The 17,984-nt window shown below is 70.2% G+C and carries 13 protein-coding genes and 1 tRNA gene; 8 read left to right on the top strand and 6 right to left on the bottom strand.

From position 1 onward, the window contains the following. Positions 1-6 precede the first annotated feature (6 nt). Positions 7-453: an SRPBCC family protein gene (locus AB8619_RS18690; protein WP_436794135.1), complete on the top strand. Its 447-nt coding sequence runs from the start codon at positions 7-9 to the stop codon at positions 451-453. On the opposite strand, the gene AB8619_RS18685 is transcribed toward AB8619_RS18690, so the two are convergent. Both AB8619_RS18685 and AB8619_RS18680 read right to left on the bottom strand, forming a co-directional pair. Further along, positions 454-1,899 carry an alpha-L-fucosidase gene (locus tag AB8619_RS18685; protein WP_436794134.1) on the bottom strand — a complete coding sequence of 482 codons (1,446 nt, stop codon included), beginning with the start codon at positions 1,897-1,899 and terminating at the stop codon, positions 454-456. 144 nt (positions 1,900-2,043) lie between these two features. Next, a tRNA-Ala gene (locus AB8619_RS18680) sits at positions 2,044-2,120 on the bottom strand. 80 nt (positions 2,121-2,200) lie between these two features. On the opposite strand from AB8619_RS18680, the gene AB8619_RS18675 reads away from it, so the two are divergent. Further along, the gene (locus tag AB8619_RS18675; protein WP_436794133.1) at positions 2,201-3,013 is read left to right on the top strand and encodes an acyl-CoA thioesterase; all 813 of its coding nucleotides are present in this window, start codon (positions 2,201-2,203) and stop codon (positions 3,011-3,013) included. A gap of 5 nt (positions 3,014-3,018) precedes the next feature. Here the strand turns inward: AB8619_RS18675 and AB8619_RS18670 are convergent, their stop codons facing one another. The 3 genes from AB8619_RS18670 to AB8619_RS18660 form a co-directional block, all read right to left on the bottom strand. Then, positions 3,019-3,762: a cupredoxin domain-containing protein gene (locus tag AB8619_RS18670; protein ID WP_436794132.1), complete on the bottom strand. Its 744-nt coding sequence runs from the start codon at positions 3,760-3,762 to the stop codon at positions 3,019-3,021. Next, positions 3,759-4,352 carry a hypothetical protein gene (locus tag AB8619_RS18665; RefSeq protein WP_436794131.1) on the bottom strand — a complete coding sequence of 198 codons (594 nt, stop codon included), beginning with the start codon at positions 4,350-4,352 and terminating at the stop codon, positions 3,759-3,761. Before AB8619_RS18665 ends, AB8619_RS18670 begins: the two co-directional genes overlap by 4 nt. An 82-nt stretch (positions 4,353-4,434) precedes the next feature. Next, entirely contained in the window at positions 4,435-7,266 is a 2,832-nt protein-coding gene (locus tag AB8619_RS18660; RefSeq protein ID WP_436794130.1) for a helix-turn-helix transcriptional regulator, read from the bottom strand. Between the two features lie 86 nt (positions 7,267-7,352). Between AB8619_RS18660 and AB8619_RS18655 the strand changes: the two genes are divergently transcribed. Beyond that, the gene (locus AB8619_RS18655) at positions 7,353-8,309 is read left to right on the top strand and encodes an SAM-dependent methyltransferase (protein ID WP_436794129.1); all 957 of its coding nucleotides are present in this window, start codon (positions 7,353-7,355) and stop codon (positions 8,307-8,309) included. Next, complete coding sequence (locus AB8619_RS18650) at positions 8,309-9,958, top strand: PEP-utilizing enzyme (RefSeq protein ID WP_436794128.1); 1,650 nt, start codon at positions 8,309-8,311, stop codon at positions 9,956-9,958. The genes AB8619_RS18655 and AB8619_RS18650 overlap by 1 nt, the downstream gene beginning before the upstream one ends. Positions 9,959-9,975: 17 nt before the next feature. Here AB8619_RS18650 and AB8619_RS18645 read toward each other — a convergent pair whose 3' ends face one another. After that, positions 9,976-13,434 carry an Ig-like domain-containing protein gene (locus tag AB8619_RS18645; RefSeq protein ID WP_436794127.1) on the bottom strand — a complete coding sequence of 1,153 codons (3,459 nt, stop codon included), beginning with the start codon at positions 13,432-13,434 and terminating at the stop codon, positions 9,976-9,978. A gap of 240 nt (positions 13,435-13,674) precedes the next feature. Between AB8619_RS18645 and AB8619_RS18640 the strand changes: the two genes are divergently transcribed. From AB8619_RS18640 to AB8619_RS18625, 4 genes are all read left to right on the top strand, one after another. Continuing rightward, the gene (locus AB8619_RS18640; protein WP_436794126.1) at positions 13,675-14,697 is read left to right on the top strand and encodes a TauD/TfdA family dioxygenase; all 1,023 of its coding nucleotides are present in this window, start codon (positions 13,675-13,677) and stop codon (positions 14,695-14,697) included. Positions 14,698-14,820: 123 nt separating this feature from the next. Continuing rightward, positions 14,821-16,008, top strand: coding sequence for a hypothetical protein (locus AB8619_RS18635; protein WP_436794125.1), 1,188 nt, complete (start codon positions 14,821-14,823; stop codon positions 16,006-16,008). A 58-nt stretch (positions 16,009-16,066) separates the two neighbouring features. After that, a complete protein-coding gene (locus AB8619_RS18630; RefSeq protein ID WP_436794124.1) occupies positions 16,067-16,762 on the top strand; it encodes a hypothetical protein in 696 nt (231 codons plus the stop codon). Positions 16,763-16,807: 45 nt separating this feature from the next. Then, positions 16,808-17,968, top strand: a complete 1,161-nt coding sequence (locus AB8619_RS18625) for an acyl-CoA dehydrogenase family protein (RefSeq protein WP_436794123.1) — start codon at positions 16,808-16,810, stop codon at positions 17,966-17,968. Positions 17,969-17,984: the final 16 nt, after the last annotated feature.

Below are 17,984 nucleotides of genomic sequence, written 5' to 3'. Positions count from 1 at the left end.
CACCGAATGGCCTTCACCGCACGCGAGATCGAGGCACCTCCATCCGAGGTCTTCGCCGTACTCACCGATCCGACCACGTACCCCGACTGGCTCATCGGCGCATCCGAGATCCGCGACGTCGACCACAACTGGCCGTCGCCGGGCACCAAGTTCCATCACCTGGTCGGTGCGAAGCCCTTCGTGATCCCGGACTCGACCGAGGTCATCGATGTCGAACCCGACCGCCGACTGAAGCTCCGGGTCCGGTCACGCCCGCTCGTCGTGGCCGAAGCGACGTTCGAGTTGGTCGGCGACGATCGCCGGTGCGTCGTCACACTGACCGAGGAGCCGGCGTTCCGGCCGCTGACCGACCTCGCCCGTCCTCTCATCGATCCGATCATCCATGCCCGCAACCATCGGTCGCTGGCCCGACTCGCCGACGTCGTGGCCGAGCGGACCTCCGTTCCCGGATAGTCAGCCCCGGCTTCCGATGCGGAGGACGTGTGCGGCCGCCGACGAGACGTCCGTCGGCCACACGATGTCGAGACCGTTCGTTGTCGACCCTCGCTCGATCGGGCCGTGGCCGAGCAGCTCGACCGGGCCGTTCGGTGCCACGCCGGCGATGGCGACCGGACCGGGCGCGGGATCGCCGAAGATGATGGCGTAGAGCGCGCCGTCGGCCTGGGTGAAGCGCACGTCGAGGCCGGCGTCGGTGGTCGCTTCGGCGCGGGTCCAGGGACGGGTACCGGTGATCGCCTCGCCGTTTCGGTCGAGCCATCCGCCGAGCGTCGCCAGCCGCGAGGTCTGGAGTTCGGGGATGACGCCGTCCTCACCGGTCGGCCCCACGTTGAGCAGCAGGTTCCCGTTCTTGGCGACCGTGTCGACGAAGCCGCGGATCACCTCGGTGGCATCGATGATGTCGTCGTCGGTCTCGACGCGGTTGTACCCGAACGAGTGCCCGAAGCCGCGACACGTCTCCCACTTGTGTGCGCGGATCTCGGACTCGGCCGTGTACTCCGGGGTGGCGTAGTCGGCGAAGTAGGGCACCGACTGGACCATGCCCCCGCCGGCAGAGACCTTCCGCCCCAGGAAGTTGGCGACCGACCGACCCGGCCGAGTGTCGAGCACCTTGGCGATCCGGTTCGGGACCACGCGCATGCGATCGTTGATCACGCCGTCGGGGACGCGGTCGAGGTACCCGACGAGGATCTCGTCACGGGCGAACTCGGGCGGCAGCGAGATGTCGTTCCAGAGCACGCTCGGCTCGTAGCGGTCGATCAACTCACGCACGTGGGCCTCGGCGTAGGCGCGGTACACGGGATCGGTCGGCACGGTCGAGTACACCGACGCCAGGTCGGTGATCGGCCGCTCCACGAACGACCAGTCGAGGCCGCCGCAGTAGTAGATCCCGAAGCGCATTCCCCGGGCGCGCACCGCGTCGGCGAGTTCGCCGACGACGTCACGCTCGGTCTGCCAGTCGTCCTTGAACGGATGCCGGTGCGCCGACGGCCACAGCAGGTACCCGTCGGAGTGCTTGGTGGTGAGCACGACGTAGCGGGCGCCGGCCGCCGCGAACGTGTCGGCCCACGCCTCCGGGTCCCAGTCGTCGAGCATGGCCGTGAACGTGGCCCGGAAGTCGTCGTAGGGGGCGTCGCCGTAGTGCTCGCGGTGGTACGCCTCGGTGGCGCTGCCCGGGGTCCGCATGCTGTTGAGGTACCACTCGGCATACGGGATCGTGCCGTCGGCCATGGCATCGACGATCTGTGTGAACGCCGGGCCGTCACCATCGAGCGTTGGCGCCCAACCCGGCACCGAGTACAGGCCCCAGTGCACGAAGATCCCGAGCTTGGCGTCCTCGAACCACGGCGGTGCGTGGTGGCGGGTGAGGATGGCCTTGGCGTCGTCAGGGTGGGGGGACACGGCCGGACCGTACGTTGCCGACCCGCCCGCAGACACACCCGCGTTCGAGAGTCCGGCCAGTGCAGGAATTCCTGCAACACCACGCGCCCCAGGGGCGCGCCTCACGTCACGAGAACCGACGCGAGCCGGTCAGCGGCGTCGATGTGGTGGAGACGATGGGAATCGAACCCACGACCCCCTGCTTGCAAAGCAGGTGCTCTAGCCAACTGAGCTACGTCCCCGAAGGGTCCGCCGATTGTAGACGGCGACGTCGTTCACTCCCGAGGCGTCCGGCGCCGTCGGCCACTCGTACACTCCGCCCGTGGCCGACAACACGTCCCCCGGGTATCTCCTCGACGTCGAACGAGGTGACACCACGTGGACGCTCGAGGTGTCGAAGGGCATGTCGAACCCGCTCGGATCGCTGTACGGCGGGGCGCCGGTGGCGGTGTCGATCGAGATGGCCGAGCACGTCGTCGGGGCACCGTGCCGCTGGTCGACGACTCGGTTCCTGAGCCCGTCGAACATCGGCGACCTGATCGAGGTCGACTGCCGGGTCGACGTCGCCGGCAAGCGCACGAGCCAGGTCACCGTCACGGGCACGCGTGAGGGCAAGGTCATCTTCGAGACGATGCTGGGCGTCGGCGCCGGGAAGTCCGACGGCCTCAGCGGACACTGGGTCACCATGCCCGACGCGCCCGATCCCGAGACCCTGCCCAAGCCGAACCGTGAGGACCGACCGGCCTACGTGATCGACACGGCGGTCGAGCGCGCCGACCGCCGCATGGCCTACGGCAACTTCCCCGGATTCGGCCCGGCCCAGGACGACGGCCACATCGGCATGTGGGCCAGCACGAGCGGCATCGGCGGCTGCACCCGCGCGGCGCTCGGGTGGCTGGCCGACTGCGTACCGCTGTCGATCGGTGCGGCCATGGGCCGGATGCCGATGGGCACGAGCCTCGACAACACCGTGCGCTTCGCCGCCGCTCCCCCGCCCGACGCCGACTGGGTCCTGCTCGACATCCGAGCCGGCGCCGTGCAGGACGGCTACGGCTACGGCACCGTCCACATCTGGGCGCAGGACGGGACGTTGCTCGGGACAGGTACCCAGACGGCGATCATCCGGACCCCCTAGCGCCGTCACTCGACGACGAGGGTGCCTTCCATGCCGTCGTGGCCGACGACGTCGCAGTAGTAGCGGTACGTGCCGGGCTCGAGGTCGACGGTCACCCGTCGATCGGTCGCTCCCGGGACCTCCTGGTCGACCGACGTCCCCTCGATCAGGAACGTGTGGCGGATGGCGTCGTCGTTCTCGACGAACAGGCCGACCTCGCCGGCGGTCGCCCGGATCTCGTCGGGGTACTCGGCCCCGCTGGCCACGACGCTGACGTCGCCCTCCTGTCGTTCGTCGTCGGACAGCGACGCCGATGACACGAGCGAGGCGACGATCGCCACCGAGGCGACACCCAGCGTGGCGAGCGCCAGCGGGCGGGGCGTCGACGACGACTCCCGCTTCGCGAGCACCGACGCCACCAGGGTGAGCAGGACGCCGCCGAGGATCACGACCGACGGCACGAAGCCGGCGGCGGAGTCGGGATGCGACATGTCCTCGACGATGAACGGCGCGTTGCCGGCGATCGTGATGACCGGCAGCGCCATGCCTGCGTAGAGCGGCCATCGACCCGTCGTGCGACGCAGTGCCACTGCGGTGCCGAGGAACAGCAGGCCGAGGACGATGGCGGGCGGGATGATCTCGCCGGTGGTGACCAGCAGCGACAGCAACCCGAAGGACGCGACCACCGCGCTGATCGATGCCGCCGATCGCCACGCCGACGGTGGACCGGTGATCGCGCCTTCGGTGCGGCGCTCGTCGACGGTGGTCATGACGCCACCTCGATCTCGGCGACCATGCCGTTCACCAGGTGCGGCGGTCCGCCGTCGACCTGGGGCGGGCCCTCGGCCTCGGGATCGGCGACGGCATCGCGGTACGCCTGCGGATCGGCACCGGTCGGGATCGTGCAGATCAGGACGTAGCGACCCGGTTCGCTCAGCGTCATCGAGCCGTCGGTGAAGCCGGCGTCCTCACCCGGGAAGGCGACGGTCACGCCACGGAACACGGCGATGGCGTCGCGTTCGGCCTCCGGGAGAGCCAGCAGCTCGTTCAGTGGACGGGTCTCGGCGTCGTCGACCTTCAGGAGGACGATCTCGTGGACCTCCTCCTCGGAGACGTTGGTGAGGGCCAACTCGGTACCGACCTCGACCGACGTCGGGAGGCCCTCGAAGCCGTAGTCCTTCGCGGTGACCAGGAGCGGCTCGCCGCCACCGTCGTCCACCTCGGTCGTCGTGGTCGGTGAATCGCCCACGCCGCCGGCGACAGCATCGTCGTCGTCACCACAGGCGACGACGGCGAGCATCCCGAGACTGAGGGCGATGACGGCGCCGGTCCGGCGCTTCAGGGTTTGTGTTCGGTACATGGATCCTCCAGCACAGGTGGTCAGTGACCGGAGTGTGCGACGGACCCTCGCTGGTGGGCATCGGTACCGATGCGTAACGCGACTACGTATCCGCGCCCGGAGCCCGGAAGATCGCCGTCAGTTCGGCCCGCGAGCCGATCCCGAGCTTGGTGTAGATGTGGTCGAGGTGGCTCGTCACGGTGCGGATGCTGATGAAGAGGCGGTCGGCGACCTCCCGGTTGCTCAGGCCCTGCGCCACCTCGACGGCGACCTCGTGCTCGCGGGCGGTGAGCCCGTGCGTCTCGGCCGGGCCGGGCGTCGACGGCGTCAGATCGGCGCCGACGGCCCCCCGCAACCGTTCGAGCATCCACGGCGACGGGGCGGCCTCGAACCGGGCGGCTGCCGTCTCGATCTGCGCCGCAGTCAGGGTTCCGCCCGCCTCGGCGGCGGCGACCCGACACATGGCGGCGTCCATCGGGCGGCCCAGGACCTCGAACCGGTCGGCGGCGTCGAGATGACCGGCGGCGCGTCCGGCACCGTCAGCCAGCTCGGCGCGCAGGACCACTGCCCACGCCGCTGTCCGCCCGCTGCCGCCACCGAAGTCGTACAGCCTCTCGATGAGCTCCGACGCCGCCTCCCGATCGCCGGCCCGCACCATCGCAAGACCGGCCGACACTGGGCCGAGCACCGGGACACCAGCGACGTAGTGACGTTGCCGATACCAGTCGATGGCCTCATGGCCGTCGCCGGCGCCACGCCACACGTCGGCCATGGCGAGCAGATGCGTGATCACGGTGTCTCCATCGTGGGTCACGACCGGCGGCGTGGTGCCGGTCCCGTCGGCGAGGAGCGAGGTGATGGTCTCGGCCACGGCCACGTATCCCACCGCTCGCTCGTTGGCGACGTCGGGGAGCATGTCCTGGATCTCGCGCATCCGGGCGACGTCGCCGTCACCGGCCGCGACGTCCCAGGTCGCGAGGGCGATGCGCCAGGTCGGCCGATCGCCCCACCGCTCGTCGTGGGCACGCTCGTCGCGGATCGCCTCGAGGATCTCGTCGCGGGTCCCGAGCAGGAGCAACAGGTCGAGGCGCTCGTGCAGGTTCCGACGCACCAGCTCGGGATGCTCGACGAGCGGACGCATCTCGTCGAGCTCGGCCAGCAGCTCCCGGCCGTCGTGCAGCTCTTGGAGCTCGGGCAGCAGGCGGAGGTGCCGTGACCACAGGTCGGCCTCGTCGTCCTCGGCCAGCGCGCCCACCCGTTCGAGCTCACCGACGAGCGAACGCAGCGTCGAGGCGTCGCCGGACCGGAGCCTGCGCATGAGCTGGCTGCGCAGGAGCTGATGCGCCGCGGTCCACTCCCCGGCGGCCTCGAGTCGGGGGAAGAGCTCGTCGCACTCGGCCTCGAAGTCGATCCGCCCGACGTTGCCGCCCCATGCGGCCTGCTGGAGGTCGAACATCAACGCCGCCTCGGCCCGCAGGTCGCCGGTGGCTCGTGCCAGCTCGCGGGCGCGGTCGAGGTGGTCGGTCGCGACGAGGTACTCGCCACGGCGACCCCATGCCTGGCCCAGCATCGCGAGCACCGCGACCCGTTGCTCGGTCGCGACGCCGGTCATGTCGATCGCATCGAGCGCCGAACCGAGGAGGCGGCACGCCTCGGCGGGTGCGCCCCGGTCCAGCGCCGCGCGACCGGCTGCGACCAGGATCTCCAGGTGCGGTGCCGTTCGGGCCTGGTCGCCGGCACCGAGCACGTGGCGGCCGCGGCGGGAAACGGGAGCGTCGGCGAGTTCGTCGGCGAAGGCCCGATGGAACCGCTCGACGTCGGCCCCCGCGAGCGACGCGACGGCCACCTCCCCCATGATCGGGTGGTGGACGACCCACGCGGTCTGGGTCCCGACCTCGGCACGATCGACCAGGCCGGCCCGCCGGAGCGACTCCAGATCGCGGCCGAGCGGCTCGAGATCGCGGCCGGTGATGGCGGCGAGCAGCGTCGTCGTCACCGGCTCTCCGCCGATCGCCACTGCGGCCACCAGCTCGATCAGGTGGGCGTCGAGCCGGGAGAATCGGTCACCGATCAGCTCGTCGGCGACCGCGGGGACGGGAATCTCGTCGGTGGTGCGCAGCTCCCAGCGACGGCCGATGGGCCGGAGCGCGCCGGTCTCGATCATGACCTCGACGAGCTCTTCGGCCACGAGGGGGGTCCCGCCGGACCGGGCCTGGACCAGTTCGGCGAGCCCGGTCGGGATCACGGTTCCGAGTCGCTGGTGCAGGAGCGCCCGGGTGGCCTCGACGTGGAGCCCACCGACCTCGACGACCTGGCCCCAGGGTGAGCGTCGGAACGACCGCAGCAGGCCACGAGTCTCGGCGCGCTCGGAACTCTCGAACGGCCGGAGTGTCGCCACGATGAGCAGTGCCACGTCGGGCAGGTCGTTGGCCAGGACGTGGAGGACCTCGATCGAGGCCGAGTCGGCCCAGTGGAGGTCGTCGACCACGAGGACGACCGGAGCGACCCCGGTCATCCGGCTGACGACCGTGGCCAACGCGCCGTGCAGTCGGGTGCGGTTCAGCGCTCCGTCGTCCAACGGTGGGTGCTGACCGGCGATGCCGTCGAAGAGGAGCGACAACGACGACAAGCCATCGGTCAGCGCAGCGGGGTCAGCGACGCGTTCACCCCGGAGCACCGGTCCGAAGGCGGCGACGAGGCACGCATAGGGGGTGTCGACCGAGAGGGAGAAGCAGGGGGCGTCGAGCACGAGGGCGCCGCGGCGGCGGGCGTCCTCGGCCGCCCATGCCGAGAGCGTGGTCTTGCCGACCCCGCCCTCGCCCGACACCACCACCACGCCACCCGAACCACGCTCGAGCGCATCGAGTGCACCGACCAGCCGCTCGGCCTCGACGGACCGGCCCGGCGGCGGGGTGATCGCCCCGTCCGCGCTCATGCCCACCCCTCCCGTACGCACACGCCACCGACGAATACGTATCCCCTACCGATGCAGCCTCCCCACACGCCCACCATCATTGCCTCATGGTCGCAGTCGAGACACGGGACGTGACGTTCCCTCCGCCGTTCTGGCTCCACGACGCGTCGATCACCGTTCGGGTGCTCGACTCCCTCGTCGAGCTCGGGGTGTTCGCGGCGCTCGACGACCGTCCGCAGCGCGTCGACGACCTCGCAGCGGCGCTCGGGCTGGAACGTCGACCACTCGAGCTCGCGCTCGACGTCGCCAGCCGGACCGCCGTCGTGCATCGGACGCCGGACGAACGCTGGGTCCTCCGGGACCCGGCCGCGCTCGAGATGACGATCCCACGCGAGGCGCTGTCCACACTTCTCCGGGGTCGTGGGCCGATGCGCGATGTGTCCGACGCCGACGTCTCCGACGAGACCTACACCCGCGTCGCACAGCGCATCGGCTGGATGGCCTCGCTGCTCCAGGACGAGTTGATCCCGGCGCTGCGAGATCCGGGTCAACACGTGCTCGAGCTGGCGGCGGGATCGTCGCCGTGGGGTCGCGCGTTGTGCGCCGACGATCCGACGACGACCGTCACCGCCGTCGACCTCCCCCACGTCATCGACACCACCCGCGCCGTGGTCGCCCACGACGGTCACGACGAGCGGTACGAGTTCGTGACCGGCGACGTCTTCGACGTCGACCTCGATCGCACCGCCGACCTCGTCCTCCTCGCGGCGTTCTGTCGCCTGGTCGGTCCGGACCGCAACGAAGCACTCTTCGCCCGCGCCGCCGAGTGGTGCGCACCCGGCGGCCGGATCGCCGTCATCGACGCCGTCGCCACCGACCGCGCACGAGCCGACGGGATCTCGGGCTACGAACTCGGCCTCCTGACCCGCACGTCGACGGGGCGCTGCTGGACCCTCGACCACTACGCCCGTTGGCTCACCGCCGCCGGGTTCGGACACCTCGACCTCGTACCCACGTCGCGTCCCGAGATGACCCTCGTGACCGCAGAGAGATTGGAAGACTGATGCCGACCACAACGACCGCGTTCGACTCGCCCGACGGCCGGGTCTGGGAGCGCGACGCCGATCACGTGAGCGTCCCCCGCACCCCGATGATGCGCCCGCTGTTCGACGACGAGTTCGGCCCCGGTCTCGCGACGACGTTCGAGCGCCTCGGTGCACCCCTGGCACGAGCCGAGTCGTGCCACGTCCGGGGGTGGGGATACCTGCGGATGGTGCCGGCGGGCGCGCCGGACCGACCGGGTGGCTCCGCCAAGCCACCACCCGACCTGGTCATGAAGGTGCTCACCCGGGTCCACCCCGAGCTCCGACGCAGGGAGAAGAACGCCCGGCGAGCCATCGAGACCGAGGTGTGGATGGACGACGTCGCTGCGTGGGGGGACGAGCGCCCCCGGTGGGTCCAGACCTTCGACGCCCACCAGTCGCTCGACCTCCGATCACTCGACGACGGTCGACTCGCCGACGAGTTGGAACGGATGGAGATCGATGCCCGGGCGATGTTCCGACGGCACTTCGAGCTGGTGACGCCCGCAGCCGGAGTCGGCCTGGCGGTACTCGCAGCGCAGGAGCACGGGATCGAGGGTGCCGAGGTCGCCGAAGCGCTCCGCGGGTGCTCGGCCGCGACCGCCGCCCCGACGGTGGCGTTGCGTGCGATCGCCGCAGCGGTCGATCGGTCGGGCGCCGGATCACCCGCCGACCTGGACGCCCTGCGCGCCGCCTCGGACGAGGTCCGCGGCCTGGTCGACCAGTACCTGGCGATCTACGGCTGGCGATCGCTCGGCGACGACCTGAACGCTCCGACCCTGGCCGAGACGCCGGACGTCCTGGCGCGGTCCGTCCGGGCCGCCGGCGAGGTCGGGCGGGCGGAGGGCCCGACCGACCCGATCCTCGATCTCGTCGCCCGGATCCCGGCCGACGACCGGGCGCGGGTCGAGCGGCTGCTCCGCCAGGCCGGAGCCGGCTACGAGATGATGGACGACAACTCGGCGATGGCCTGTCGTGCGATCGGGCTGCTCCGACGAGTGGTGCTCGACGCCGGTCGCCGCATGGTCGAGGTCGGGCGCCTCGACGACGTCGACGACGTGTTCCTGCTCACGACGCAGGAGGTCGGGGCCGTGTTGCGCGGCGCGGCTGAGCCGACGATCGCCGAGATCCGGGATCGGAACACCGAGTTCCTCGCGGCGCACGACCTGGACGCACCCCACGTCCTCGGCGGGGAGCCCGGGGCGCCGCCCGACCCATCGGTGTTCCCGAAGGGTCTCGGCGCGATCACCGCCGCGGTGAGCACCTACCTCGGCTTGCGGTTCCCCCCACCCACGGAACGCGCCGAGACCGGGCGCGTCGAGGTCGGTGGGACGGTCGTCGCGACCGGGCACGGCATCGGCGGCGGGGCAGGCACCGGACGGGCGGTCGTGGCCATGTCGGCCGACGACGCCATCGAGCGTCTCGAGCCCGGTGATGTCCTCGTCTGTCCGGTCACGAACCCCGCCTACAACGTCGTGTTCCCGATCGCGGCCGCCGTGGTCACCGCCGTCGGTGGCCCCTTCGGACACACCGCGGTCACCGCCCGAGAGGTCGGCATCCCGGCGGTGGTCGGAATCGGCGATCTCGGCGTGGTCACCGACGGCGACGAGATCACGGTGATCGGCGGCTGACGACTCCGCCCGCAGCATCAGGGCGTGATGTCGATCGTGAACACGACGGTCGTCCCGACGGCGACGCCACCGTTGGCCGTCCCGCCGTCGTCCTGGATCACCGCGGTCACCGTCGCCTGACCGGTCATTCCGGGGGCGACCTCGAAGGAGAGCTCTCCGTCCCGGTCGATCGCCGGTTGCGCCGAGAAGAGCCCGTTCGCGTCGTTGGTCACGACGAAGGACACCCTCTGGCCGTCCTCGTCGGCGGCTCCGGTGGAGATCGCGGTCGCCCACGGGTCGAACTTGTGCGACCCACTGTCGACAGGAACCACGATCGCCGTCCCGCCGGCGAAGGTCGGGGCGTCGTTGACGGCGGTCACCCCGATCGTGACCACGGCGGTGTCACACACCAGCACCAGGTCGCACACTCGGTAGGTGAAGCTGTCCGTTCCGTTGGCGTCCGGATCCGGCGTGTACTCGACGACCCCGTCCGGTCTCGCGTTCGCCGACCCGATCGACGGGCCGGAGAGCACCGTGACGCTCGACGGCACGAGGTCGGTGTCCACGTCGTTGGTGAGGACGTTGAACGGAGTGACGCCCGAGTCCTCGAGCACCGTGTAGGAGTCGTCGTTGGCGATCGGCGTCGAATTCCCCAGGGTGAGGTTGAGTCGGCTCGGGCGGGAGGGACTCATGGCGATCCAAGCATCCTCGTGATCGACCATGAGACGAAGTTCGAGGGAGCGACCCGGGAGCACCACATGGTCGGCCGAGCCCACGTTGAGCGTCTTGTGGACCCACCCGGACACGCCCCCGTTCCAGTCGTCGATGTGCCGGTCGACCGCGCTGGTGATCACGGTGCAACCGGTGCCGTCGAGGGCACAGTCGAGCAACCAGGCCGAGTAGTCCATGTCCTTGTCGTCCTCGAAGCCGGCCACGGTGCTCCAGAGGTCCAACGTCACCGGTCCGCGGAGCGTGAGCGGCACCAACGGCGCCAGCGTCCAGTGTTGCGAACGCGAGGGGTCGCTGTTCGCGAGTTCCTGGTCGGAGTCCCGCAGCGTGAGGCCGGCGGAACCGTCGAGATCGTGATCGGGTTCGCCCGGCAGGGGCGGCGGGGGCGGGGGTGCCTGTGCCCCGAGGAGTGGCCACCGGTTGCTCGTCGCTGGTCCCACGCCGAAGTAGAGGCCCTGCGGGAGGAGCGTCGAGTCGACGAACACGTCGACCGTCGCCGAGTCCACGCCGCCGGCGCCGTCGTCGACGACGTAGGTGAACTGATCCAGCCCGGTGAACAGCAGCCCGGGCGTGTAGGTGAACCCGCCATCTGCGTTCAGCGTCACGCTGCCGTTCGAGGGTCCGGACGCCGGGGTTGCCCGCACGGAGAGCGTGTCCCCGTCGGGGTCGCTGTCGTTGTCCAACAGACCAGGGGCCGCGATGACCAGTGGGACACCGAGGTCGGTCTGGTACGACTCCGGTTCGGCCTGGGGTGCATCGTTCACCGGGTCGATCGTGATCGTGAACGACCGCGTCCCGCTCCCGGCACCGTCCGAGTCGAACGCCTCGACGGAGACCAGCGTCGACCCGTTCGCATCCGACGCCGGCGTGAACCGCAGGGTCCCGCCGCCGTCGACCGAGGGGACGACGGCGAACAACGACTCGTCCGTTGCGCCGACGACGAACGACAGCGCTTGGTCCTCGTCCGCCGGACCCCCCACGAGCGCTGATGCCCACCCGGTGGCCACGAACGCTCCCGAGTCCTCCAGCACCGACGGATCGACACCTTCCGAGAAGCTCGGGGGATCGTTGACCGGCAGAACGGTGACGACCACCGAGGCCGAGGCGGTCTGCCCGAGGTCGTCCTCGATCGTGTAGCCGACGGTCATCTCGCCGTTCGTGTCGGCGAACGGCGTGAAGAAGAACTGGCCACCCACGATCGTGCCCGTTCCCCAGGGCGTCGGGTCGACGCCGATCACACGGATCGGACCCCCGCTTCCCGCCAGGTCGTTGGCGACGACGTCCACCAGGACACTGCCGTCCTCGTCGACCGACGCCGTGTCGTCGAGGGCCGACGGGGGCACCGGGGGCGGTGGTGGCGGAGGTGGGGGTGGAGGAGGAGGCGGTGCCGGCACCGTGGTCGTGGTCGTGGTCGACGGTGGAGGCGTCGGGGGCGGCGGAGGTGACGGTGGGTCGGGAGTCGGCGCAGGCGGAACGGTGGGCGACGGCGTCGAGGGCACCGAGGTGGGCGTGGACGATGGCGTCGTGGTCCCAGTGACGACGGGGAGCGACGTCGGTGCCTGATCGGGGGCGGGGTCGAAGTCGGGGTCGGGCACGGTGTCGACGGAGACGATCGGCTCGGGGATGCGATCGATCTCGGTGACGGCGGCGGGTTCGTCGACGCCCGGCACCTCGCCGATCGCCACCGAATCGTCCGGCTCGCCCGACGGGGCGACCCCACCCAGCACGAGCGCGACGCTGGCGGCGAGCCCGCCGGCGGCGGCCACGGCCGCCGGCCCGATCGGGACACGTCCGGCGACCGGGAGCTGCGCCAACCACGACAGGGGACCCACCATCATCCGCAGGCGGCCAAGGCCGATGTTGAGGAACGCTCGCACCATCTTCGGGTCGAACTGGGTGCCCGAACACCGGACCAGTTCCTCGCGTGCGGCGAGGACGGCGCTCGCCTTCTTGTAGCTGCGCACGCTCGTGATCACGTCGAACACGTCGGCCACGGCGATCATCCGGCCCGCGCTGCTGATCTCCGGTCCGATCAGTCCTTGCGGGTAGCCCTTGCCGTCCCATCGCTCGTGGTGCTGCCCGACCCCTTCGATGGCGCTTCCGAGCCACCCCCGCAGCGGTTCGACGAGCTCGGCTCCCCGTGCGGCATGCAGCTTGACCGCTTCGTACTCGGCGTCGGTGAGCGAACCCGGCTTGTTGAGGATCTCTGGCGCGACGAAGAGCTTCCCCACGTCGTGCGCCAGACCCGCCCACTGGAGCCGGTCGACGTCACGGTCCGGGAGCTTCAACTCGGTGGCGATCAGCTTGGTGTAGGCCCGCACCCGTTCCGAGTGACCGCGGGTCAATCGGTCGTGCACCGACAGCGCCGCCGCCAGCTCGACCAGGCGACGCGCCGCTTCGCCCTCGTCGTCCCCCAGCCCCTCCGTCCGGGCCTGTTCGATCCGGCGCTCCAGTTGCCGCACGGTGCCGTTGCGGATCGCGGTCCGGAACCGCGACGGCGCCTCGTCGGGAAAGACCAACGACAGACCGAGCAGCGCCGACAGCGGCAGCAGCCGACGTGACACACGGTCGACCGCGACCAGGATGACCGTGGCCATCGCCGACAGTGCGACCCACCACGCGAACCGGGCGAGGAGCGATTCCGGCGGGGCGACCAGGTGACTGACCACGATGGTCGCAGCCACCGAGATCGCGAGAGGAGTGACGAACGCCGCGACCTTGACGGCGCGCGACGCCCACGGTCGAGCCGACCACCGCTTCTCGTCCACCACTCCGGTTCACCCCCTACGGACTCGTTCCCTCCGCGCCGTGCGCCGCGTCCGCATACAACATCGGCATCTCGTGGTCGCCGCTTGAGGCGCCCTCGTCGACCTGCGAGTCGGCCGCGAAACCCCTGGTCGTCGACAATGCCGCTGACCAGCACTTCTGCACTCGACGCGGAACCGGGTGCGCGGGTGCGACACTGGTCCGAGCGTCCCCGATCGACGGTGGGTGCGGGGGGAGATGGCATGCGAGCCGAGCCGCTCGAACAGCGCTGCGAGTGGACGTCCGAGAGCCTCGGCGACCGCTACGTCTTCGAACTGACCGACGACCACGTGGCGGAGTTGGATGCCGCGCTGACCCATGCCGAGTCGGTCACCGACGACGTGCTCGACATCGAGAAGCACCACTTCCCGTTGCCGACGCTCGGGCCGGAACTCGACCGCATCAAGGAAGACCTGATCAACGGCGCCGGTGTGTCGCTGATCCGCGGCGTACCGGTCGACCGCTACGGCAAGGAGCGGGCATCGACCATCTACTGGGGGATCGGCACCCACCTCGGGATGCCGTGGCCGCAGAACGCCAAGGGCCACCTGCTCGGCGACGTCACCGACCAGGGCAAGGCAGTCGACGACCCCACCTCTCGCGGCAACGAGATCGGCGGCGTCCCGTTCCCGTTCCACTCCGACGGTTCCGACCTCGTCGGTCTGTTCTGCCTCGATGCCGGGAAGGCCGGCGGCGAGAGCCTCGTGGCCAACGTCGTGTCGATCCACAACGAACTGACCCGGACCGAGCCCGAACTGGCGGCGGCGTTGTACGAACCGATGCCCTACGACTTCCGCGGCGAACAGGCCCCGGGGGGCAAGGGTTGGTACACGATGCCGATCGCCAACCGGACCGAGGACCGACTGTTCGTCCGCTACATCCGGCCGTACATCATCGCCTCACGGCGACACGCCGATGCACCCCGCCCGTCCGAGGCGGCGAACGAGGCCATGGACCGCGTCGACGCGATGTGCGCCGACCCGACTTTCCATGTCTCGATGGCGCTGCGGCCCGGCGACATGCAGTTCGTGAACAACTACCACGTGCTCCACGCTCGCAAGGGCTACGCCGACGACCGCGAGGCCGGCAAGATCCGTCACCTCAAACGACTCTGGCTCGAGACCGATCTCCTCGGCGACGAGCAGAAGCCGGAGGCGTTCCGACTCGGGCGCACCGACTCGCACTGGGCCAGCAAGGGCAAGACGAAGAGCGAGATCGTCGTCTGAGGCCGTCGGCGGCACGGCACAACCGGGCGATCTCCACGCGAAACGGGCAAACCGCCAGGTGACCACCGGGTCGGGTCCGTCGTACGATTTCGCGGTCCTTCCGACCGACGTCACGAGAGTCTGATGAAACCCGCCAAGTCGCCCGTGCTCCTCCTCGCCGCGGCGGCTTCCGCCGTCGCCGGCCTCGTCCACGCTTCCGCCGCGGGCTCCCACGCCGAACTCGGCACCCTGGCCGTCCTCTTCGGCCTGACCGCCATCGCCCAACTCGGATGGGCCGCACTGGCCGTCACACGCGACGAGCGAGCGGTCGTCTTCGCCGGCATCGCACTCCAGACGATCGCGCTCGGCACCTGGATCGCCGCTCGCACCGTCGGCATCTCCTTCGTCGACGGCCTCGACGGGGCGCAGACCCTCGGACTCCAGGACGGCCTGGCCGTCGGTCTCGAACTCGTGGCCATCGTGGCCGCCGGCGTCTCCCTCCTCGACATCGGTGCACGAGCGCTCCCACGCCCACTGGTTCCCGTGCTCGCCACCGCGATGCTCATCGCCGTCGTGCCCGCCATGGCCACCGAACACGACCATTCGTCCCACGCCCACGACGGCGCCGAACTCGCCACCGACGACGGCACGGCGCACGACGACGGCCATGACGACGACGACACCGGCGACACCCCCGACGACGTCGTGCCGACGGCGTCCGAACTGGGCTACCCGGCCGCGTTCGTCTCGTGGCTCGACACCGCCGAGACGCCGGACCAACGGGCTGCTGCGGAGAAGTTGCTCGTCGACACCACCGAGGCCATGAAGGCCTTCCCCGACGAGGCCGCCGTGCAGGCGGCCGGATACACCTCGATCGGCGACGGCGGAACCGGCTGGGAGCACTACATCAACGTGGGGCTCATCGCCGATCCGGCGTACCTCGACCCGAACGGCATCGAGTCGATCGTGCTCAAGGTCAACCCCGACGGGACCAAGGAAGTGGCATCGGCCATGTACCTCCTCCCGTTCGGCTTCACGATGGACGACGCTCCCGACATCGCCGGCGACCTCACGCCGTGGCACGACCACCAGAACCTGTGCTGGGAGGGGAGCCGGGTCGTCGGCACCACCAACGCGACCGGCTCGTGCGTGCGCGGCGAGTTCCGGGCCACCCAGCCCATGATCCACGTGTGGCTGATGGAGCACGAGTGCGGACCGTTCGCCGGCATCGAGGGATCGCACGGATCAGGTTGCAGCCACGGCGACCACGGTGCCGACGCTCCGGACGACGCGGCCGCTGCTGACGACGGACACACCGACCACGATCACTGAGCCACTACGGTCGCCCACGAGCCGCACGGCGGAGGCGGTACACGGGAGGCACTCACTCATGGCGATCCAACGACTCTTTGCCGCGGCGGCGGTCGCACTGCTGGCCCTCGGCGCGTGCGGTTCCGACGGCGACTCGTCCGACGAGAGCGCAGACAGCTCCACCACGACCGAGGCTGTCGACGAGACCACGACGACCGAGGCGAGCGACGACGCGCCGGACGACGACCCCGACGAGACGCCGACCGGGATCGGGACGTGCGACTACTCCCAGACGCCGCTGGCGCCCGTCTACGTCGTGACCGGCATCGCCGACGACGACCCCGACGGTGGACTGGTCGCCCGGCAGTTGCCCGGTGCCGGCGAAGACGAGATCGACGTGCTGCCCCAGGGTGAGTACGTCGACACACGCGACGACGCCGACGCCTGCGCCGTCACCTCCGACGGTGCCGTGTGGTGGAACATCGGGACGCCGCTGCTGGCGACGGGTGGCTGGGTCAACACCCAATACCTCGAGATCCCGCTCGACGAGGACCAGGACAGCTACGACCTCGTCAAGGCCCAGGTCGCCTGCATCTACGACGGCTTCGCGGAAGCGTGCGACCTGCTCGAACAGGACGGACTGACGGCGCAGGGCAACTACGGCCTCGGCAACAGCTACTCGATGGCCCCCGACGACGCCATCAGCAGCCAGTGCGACGAGGGTGACGAGATCGCCTGCGCCGAACAGGAGTACCGCAAGGGCGGCGGCGAGTGATCCGGACGGTCGTCTCGACCGATCCGGTGTGAAAGGCTCGCGGCGATGAGTCGCTCCGCCACCACCATCTCGAGCCCCTTCTACACCGAGGACCACGAGGCGTACCGCGAGGTCGTCCGTCAGTTCACCGAGAAGGAGATCACCCCCAACGTCCACGAGTGGGACGTGGCGGGTGAGGTCCCCCGCGATCTCTACACCAAGGCCGGGGCGATCGGTCTCTTCGGGGACGGTTTCGACGAGGAGTACGGCGGCCACGGCCAGCGCGACGCCCTCATGCGCCTGGTCCTCATGGAGGAACTCTGCCGAGCGGGGTCCGGTGGCGTGGTCGCGGCCATCTTCTCCAACTACATCGGTCTGCCGCCGATCCAGCGGTTCGGGTCCGACGAGATGAAGGCTCGGGTGATCGGTCCGTGCATGAGCGGCGAGAAGATCGCCGCGCTGGCGATCACCGAACCGTCCGGCGGCTCCGACGTGGCGCGCATCAAGACCACGGCACGACGCGACGGCGACGACTTCGTGGTCAACGGATCGAAGACATTCATCACCTCGGGCATGCGGGCCGACTTCTTCGCGACCGCCGTCCGTACCGGCGGCGAAGGTCCGGCCGGCATCTCGATGCTCCTCATCGAGGGCGACCGGCCCGGCGTCGACCGCACCAAGCTCGACAAGATGGGCTGGCTCGCCTCCGACACCGCGACCCTGTACTTCGACGACGTCCGGGTCCCGGTCGCGAACCTCATCACCGAGGAGAACGCCGGTTTCTCGGCCATCGTCAACAACTTCAACGCCGAGCGCATCGACCTCGCCGTGCAGTCGACGGCGTTCAGCCGGGTGTGCTTCGACGAAGCCGTCAACTGGGCACGCGAGCGCGAGACGTTCGGCAAGCGCCTCGCCGACCACCAGGTGATCCGTCACAAGCTGGCCGAGATGGACCGCTGCATCAACGCCTCGCAGGCCTGGCTCGAGCTGCTCAGCTGGCGGCTGAACCAGGGCGACAACCCCGTGGCCGAGATCGCCGAGGCCAAGGTCAACGCCACGCTGTGCTTCGAGTTCTGCGCCCGTGAGGCCGCACAGATCCTCGGCGGCGCGAGCTATCTGCGCGGCGACACCGTCGAGCGCCTCTATCGAGAAGTGCGGGTGCAGGCCATCGGTGGCGGCTCCGAGGAGATCATGCGCGATCTCGCCTCCCGCCAGCTCGGCATCTGAGCTTCCTCACCGACCG

Source organism: Actinospongiicola halichondriae (assembly GCF_049103745.1).
In the GTDB taxonomy this organism is placed as follows: Bacteria; Actinomycetota; Acidimicrobiia; order Acidimicrobiales; family Salinilacustritrichaceae; genus Salinilacustrithrix; species Salinilacustrithrix halichondriae.
Note: the sequence above shows the minus strand (reverse complement) of the source record. Positions and strands in the feature narration are given on the sequence as shown.

Bases quoted from the DNA above. Each gene is read 5' to 3' on its own strand.
- AB8619_RS18640 (WP_436794126.1), top strand. From the start codon at position 13,675: ATGCGAGCCGAGCCGCTCGAACAGCGCTGCGAGTGGACGTCCGAGAGC.
- AB8619_RS18655 (WP_436794129.1), top strand. From the start codon at position 7,353: ATGGTCGCAGTCGAGACACGGGACGTGACGTTCCCTCCGCCGTTCTGG.
- AB8619_RS18650 (WP_436794128.1), top strand. From the start codon at position 8,309: ATGCCGACCACAACGACCGCGTTCGACTCGCCCGACGGCCGGGTCTGG.
- AB8619_RS18665 (WP_436794131.1), bottom strand. From the start codon at position 4,352: ATGTACCGAACACAAACCCTGAAGCGCCGGACCGGCGCCGTCATCGCC.
- AB8619_RS18660 (WP_436794130.1), bottom strand. From the start codon at position 7,266: ATGAGCGCGGACGGGGCGATCACCCCGCCGCCGGGCCGGTCCGTCGAG.
- AB8619_RS18630 (WP_436794124.1), top strand. From the start codon at position 16,067: ATGGCGATCCAACGACTCTTTGCCGCGGCGGCGGTCGCACTGCTGGCC.
- AB8619_RS18690 (WP_436794135.1), top strand. From the start codon at position 7: ATGGCCTTCACCGCACGCGAGATCGAGGCACCTCCATCCGAGGTCTTC.
- AB8619_RS18625 (WP_436794123.1), top strand. From the start codon at position 16,808: ATGAGTCGCTCCGCCACCACCATCTCGAGCCCCTTCTACACCGAGGAC.
- AB8619_RS18635 (WP_436794125.1), top strand. From the start codon at position 14,821: ATGAAACCCGCCAAGTCGCCCGTGCTCCTCCTCGCCGCGGCGGCTTCC.
- AB8619_RS18670 (WP_436794132.1), bottom strand. From the start codon at position 3,762: ATGACCACCGTCGACGAGCGCCGCACCGAAGGCGCGATCACCGGTCCA.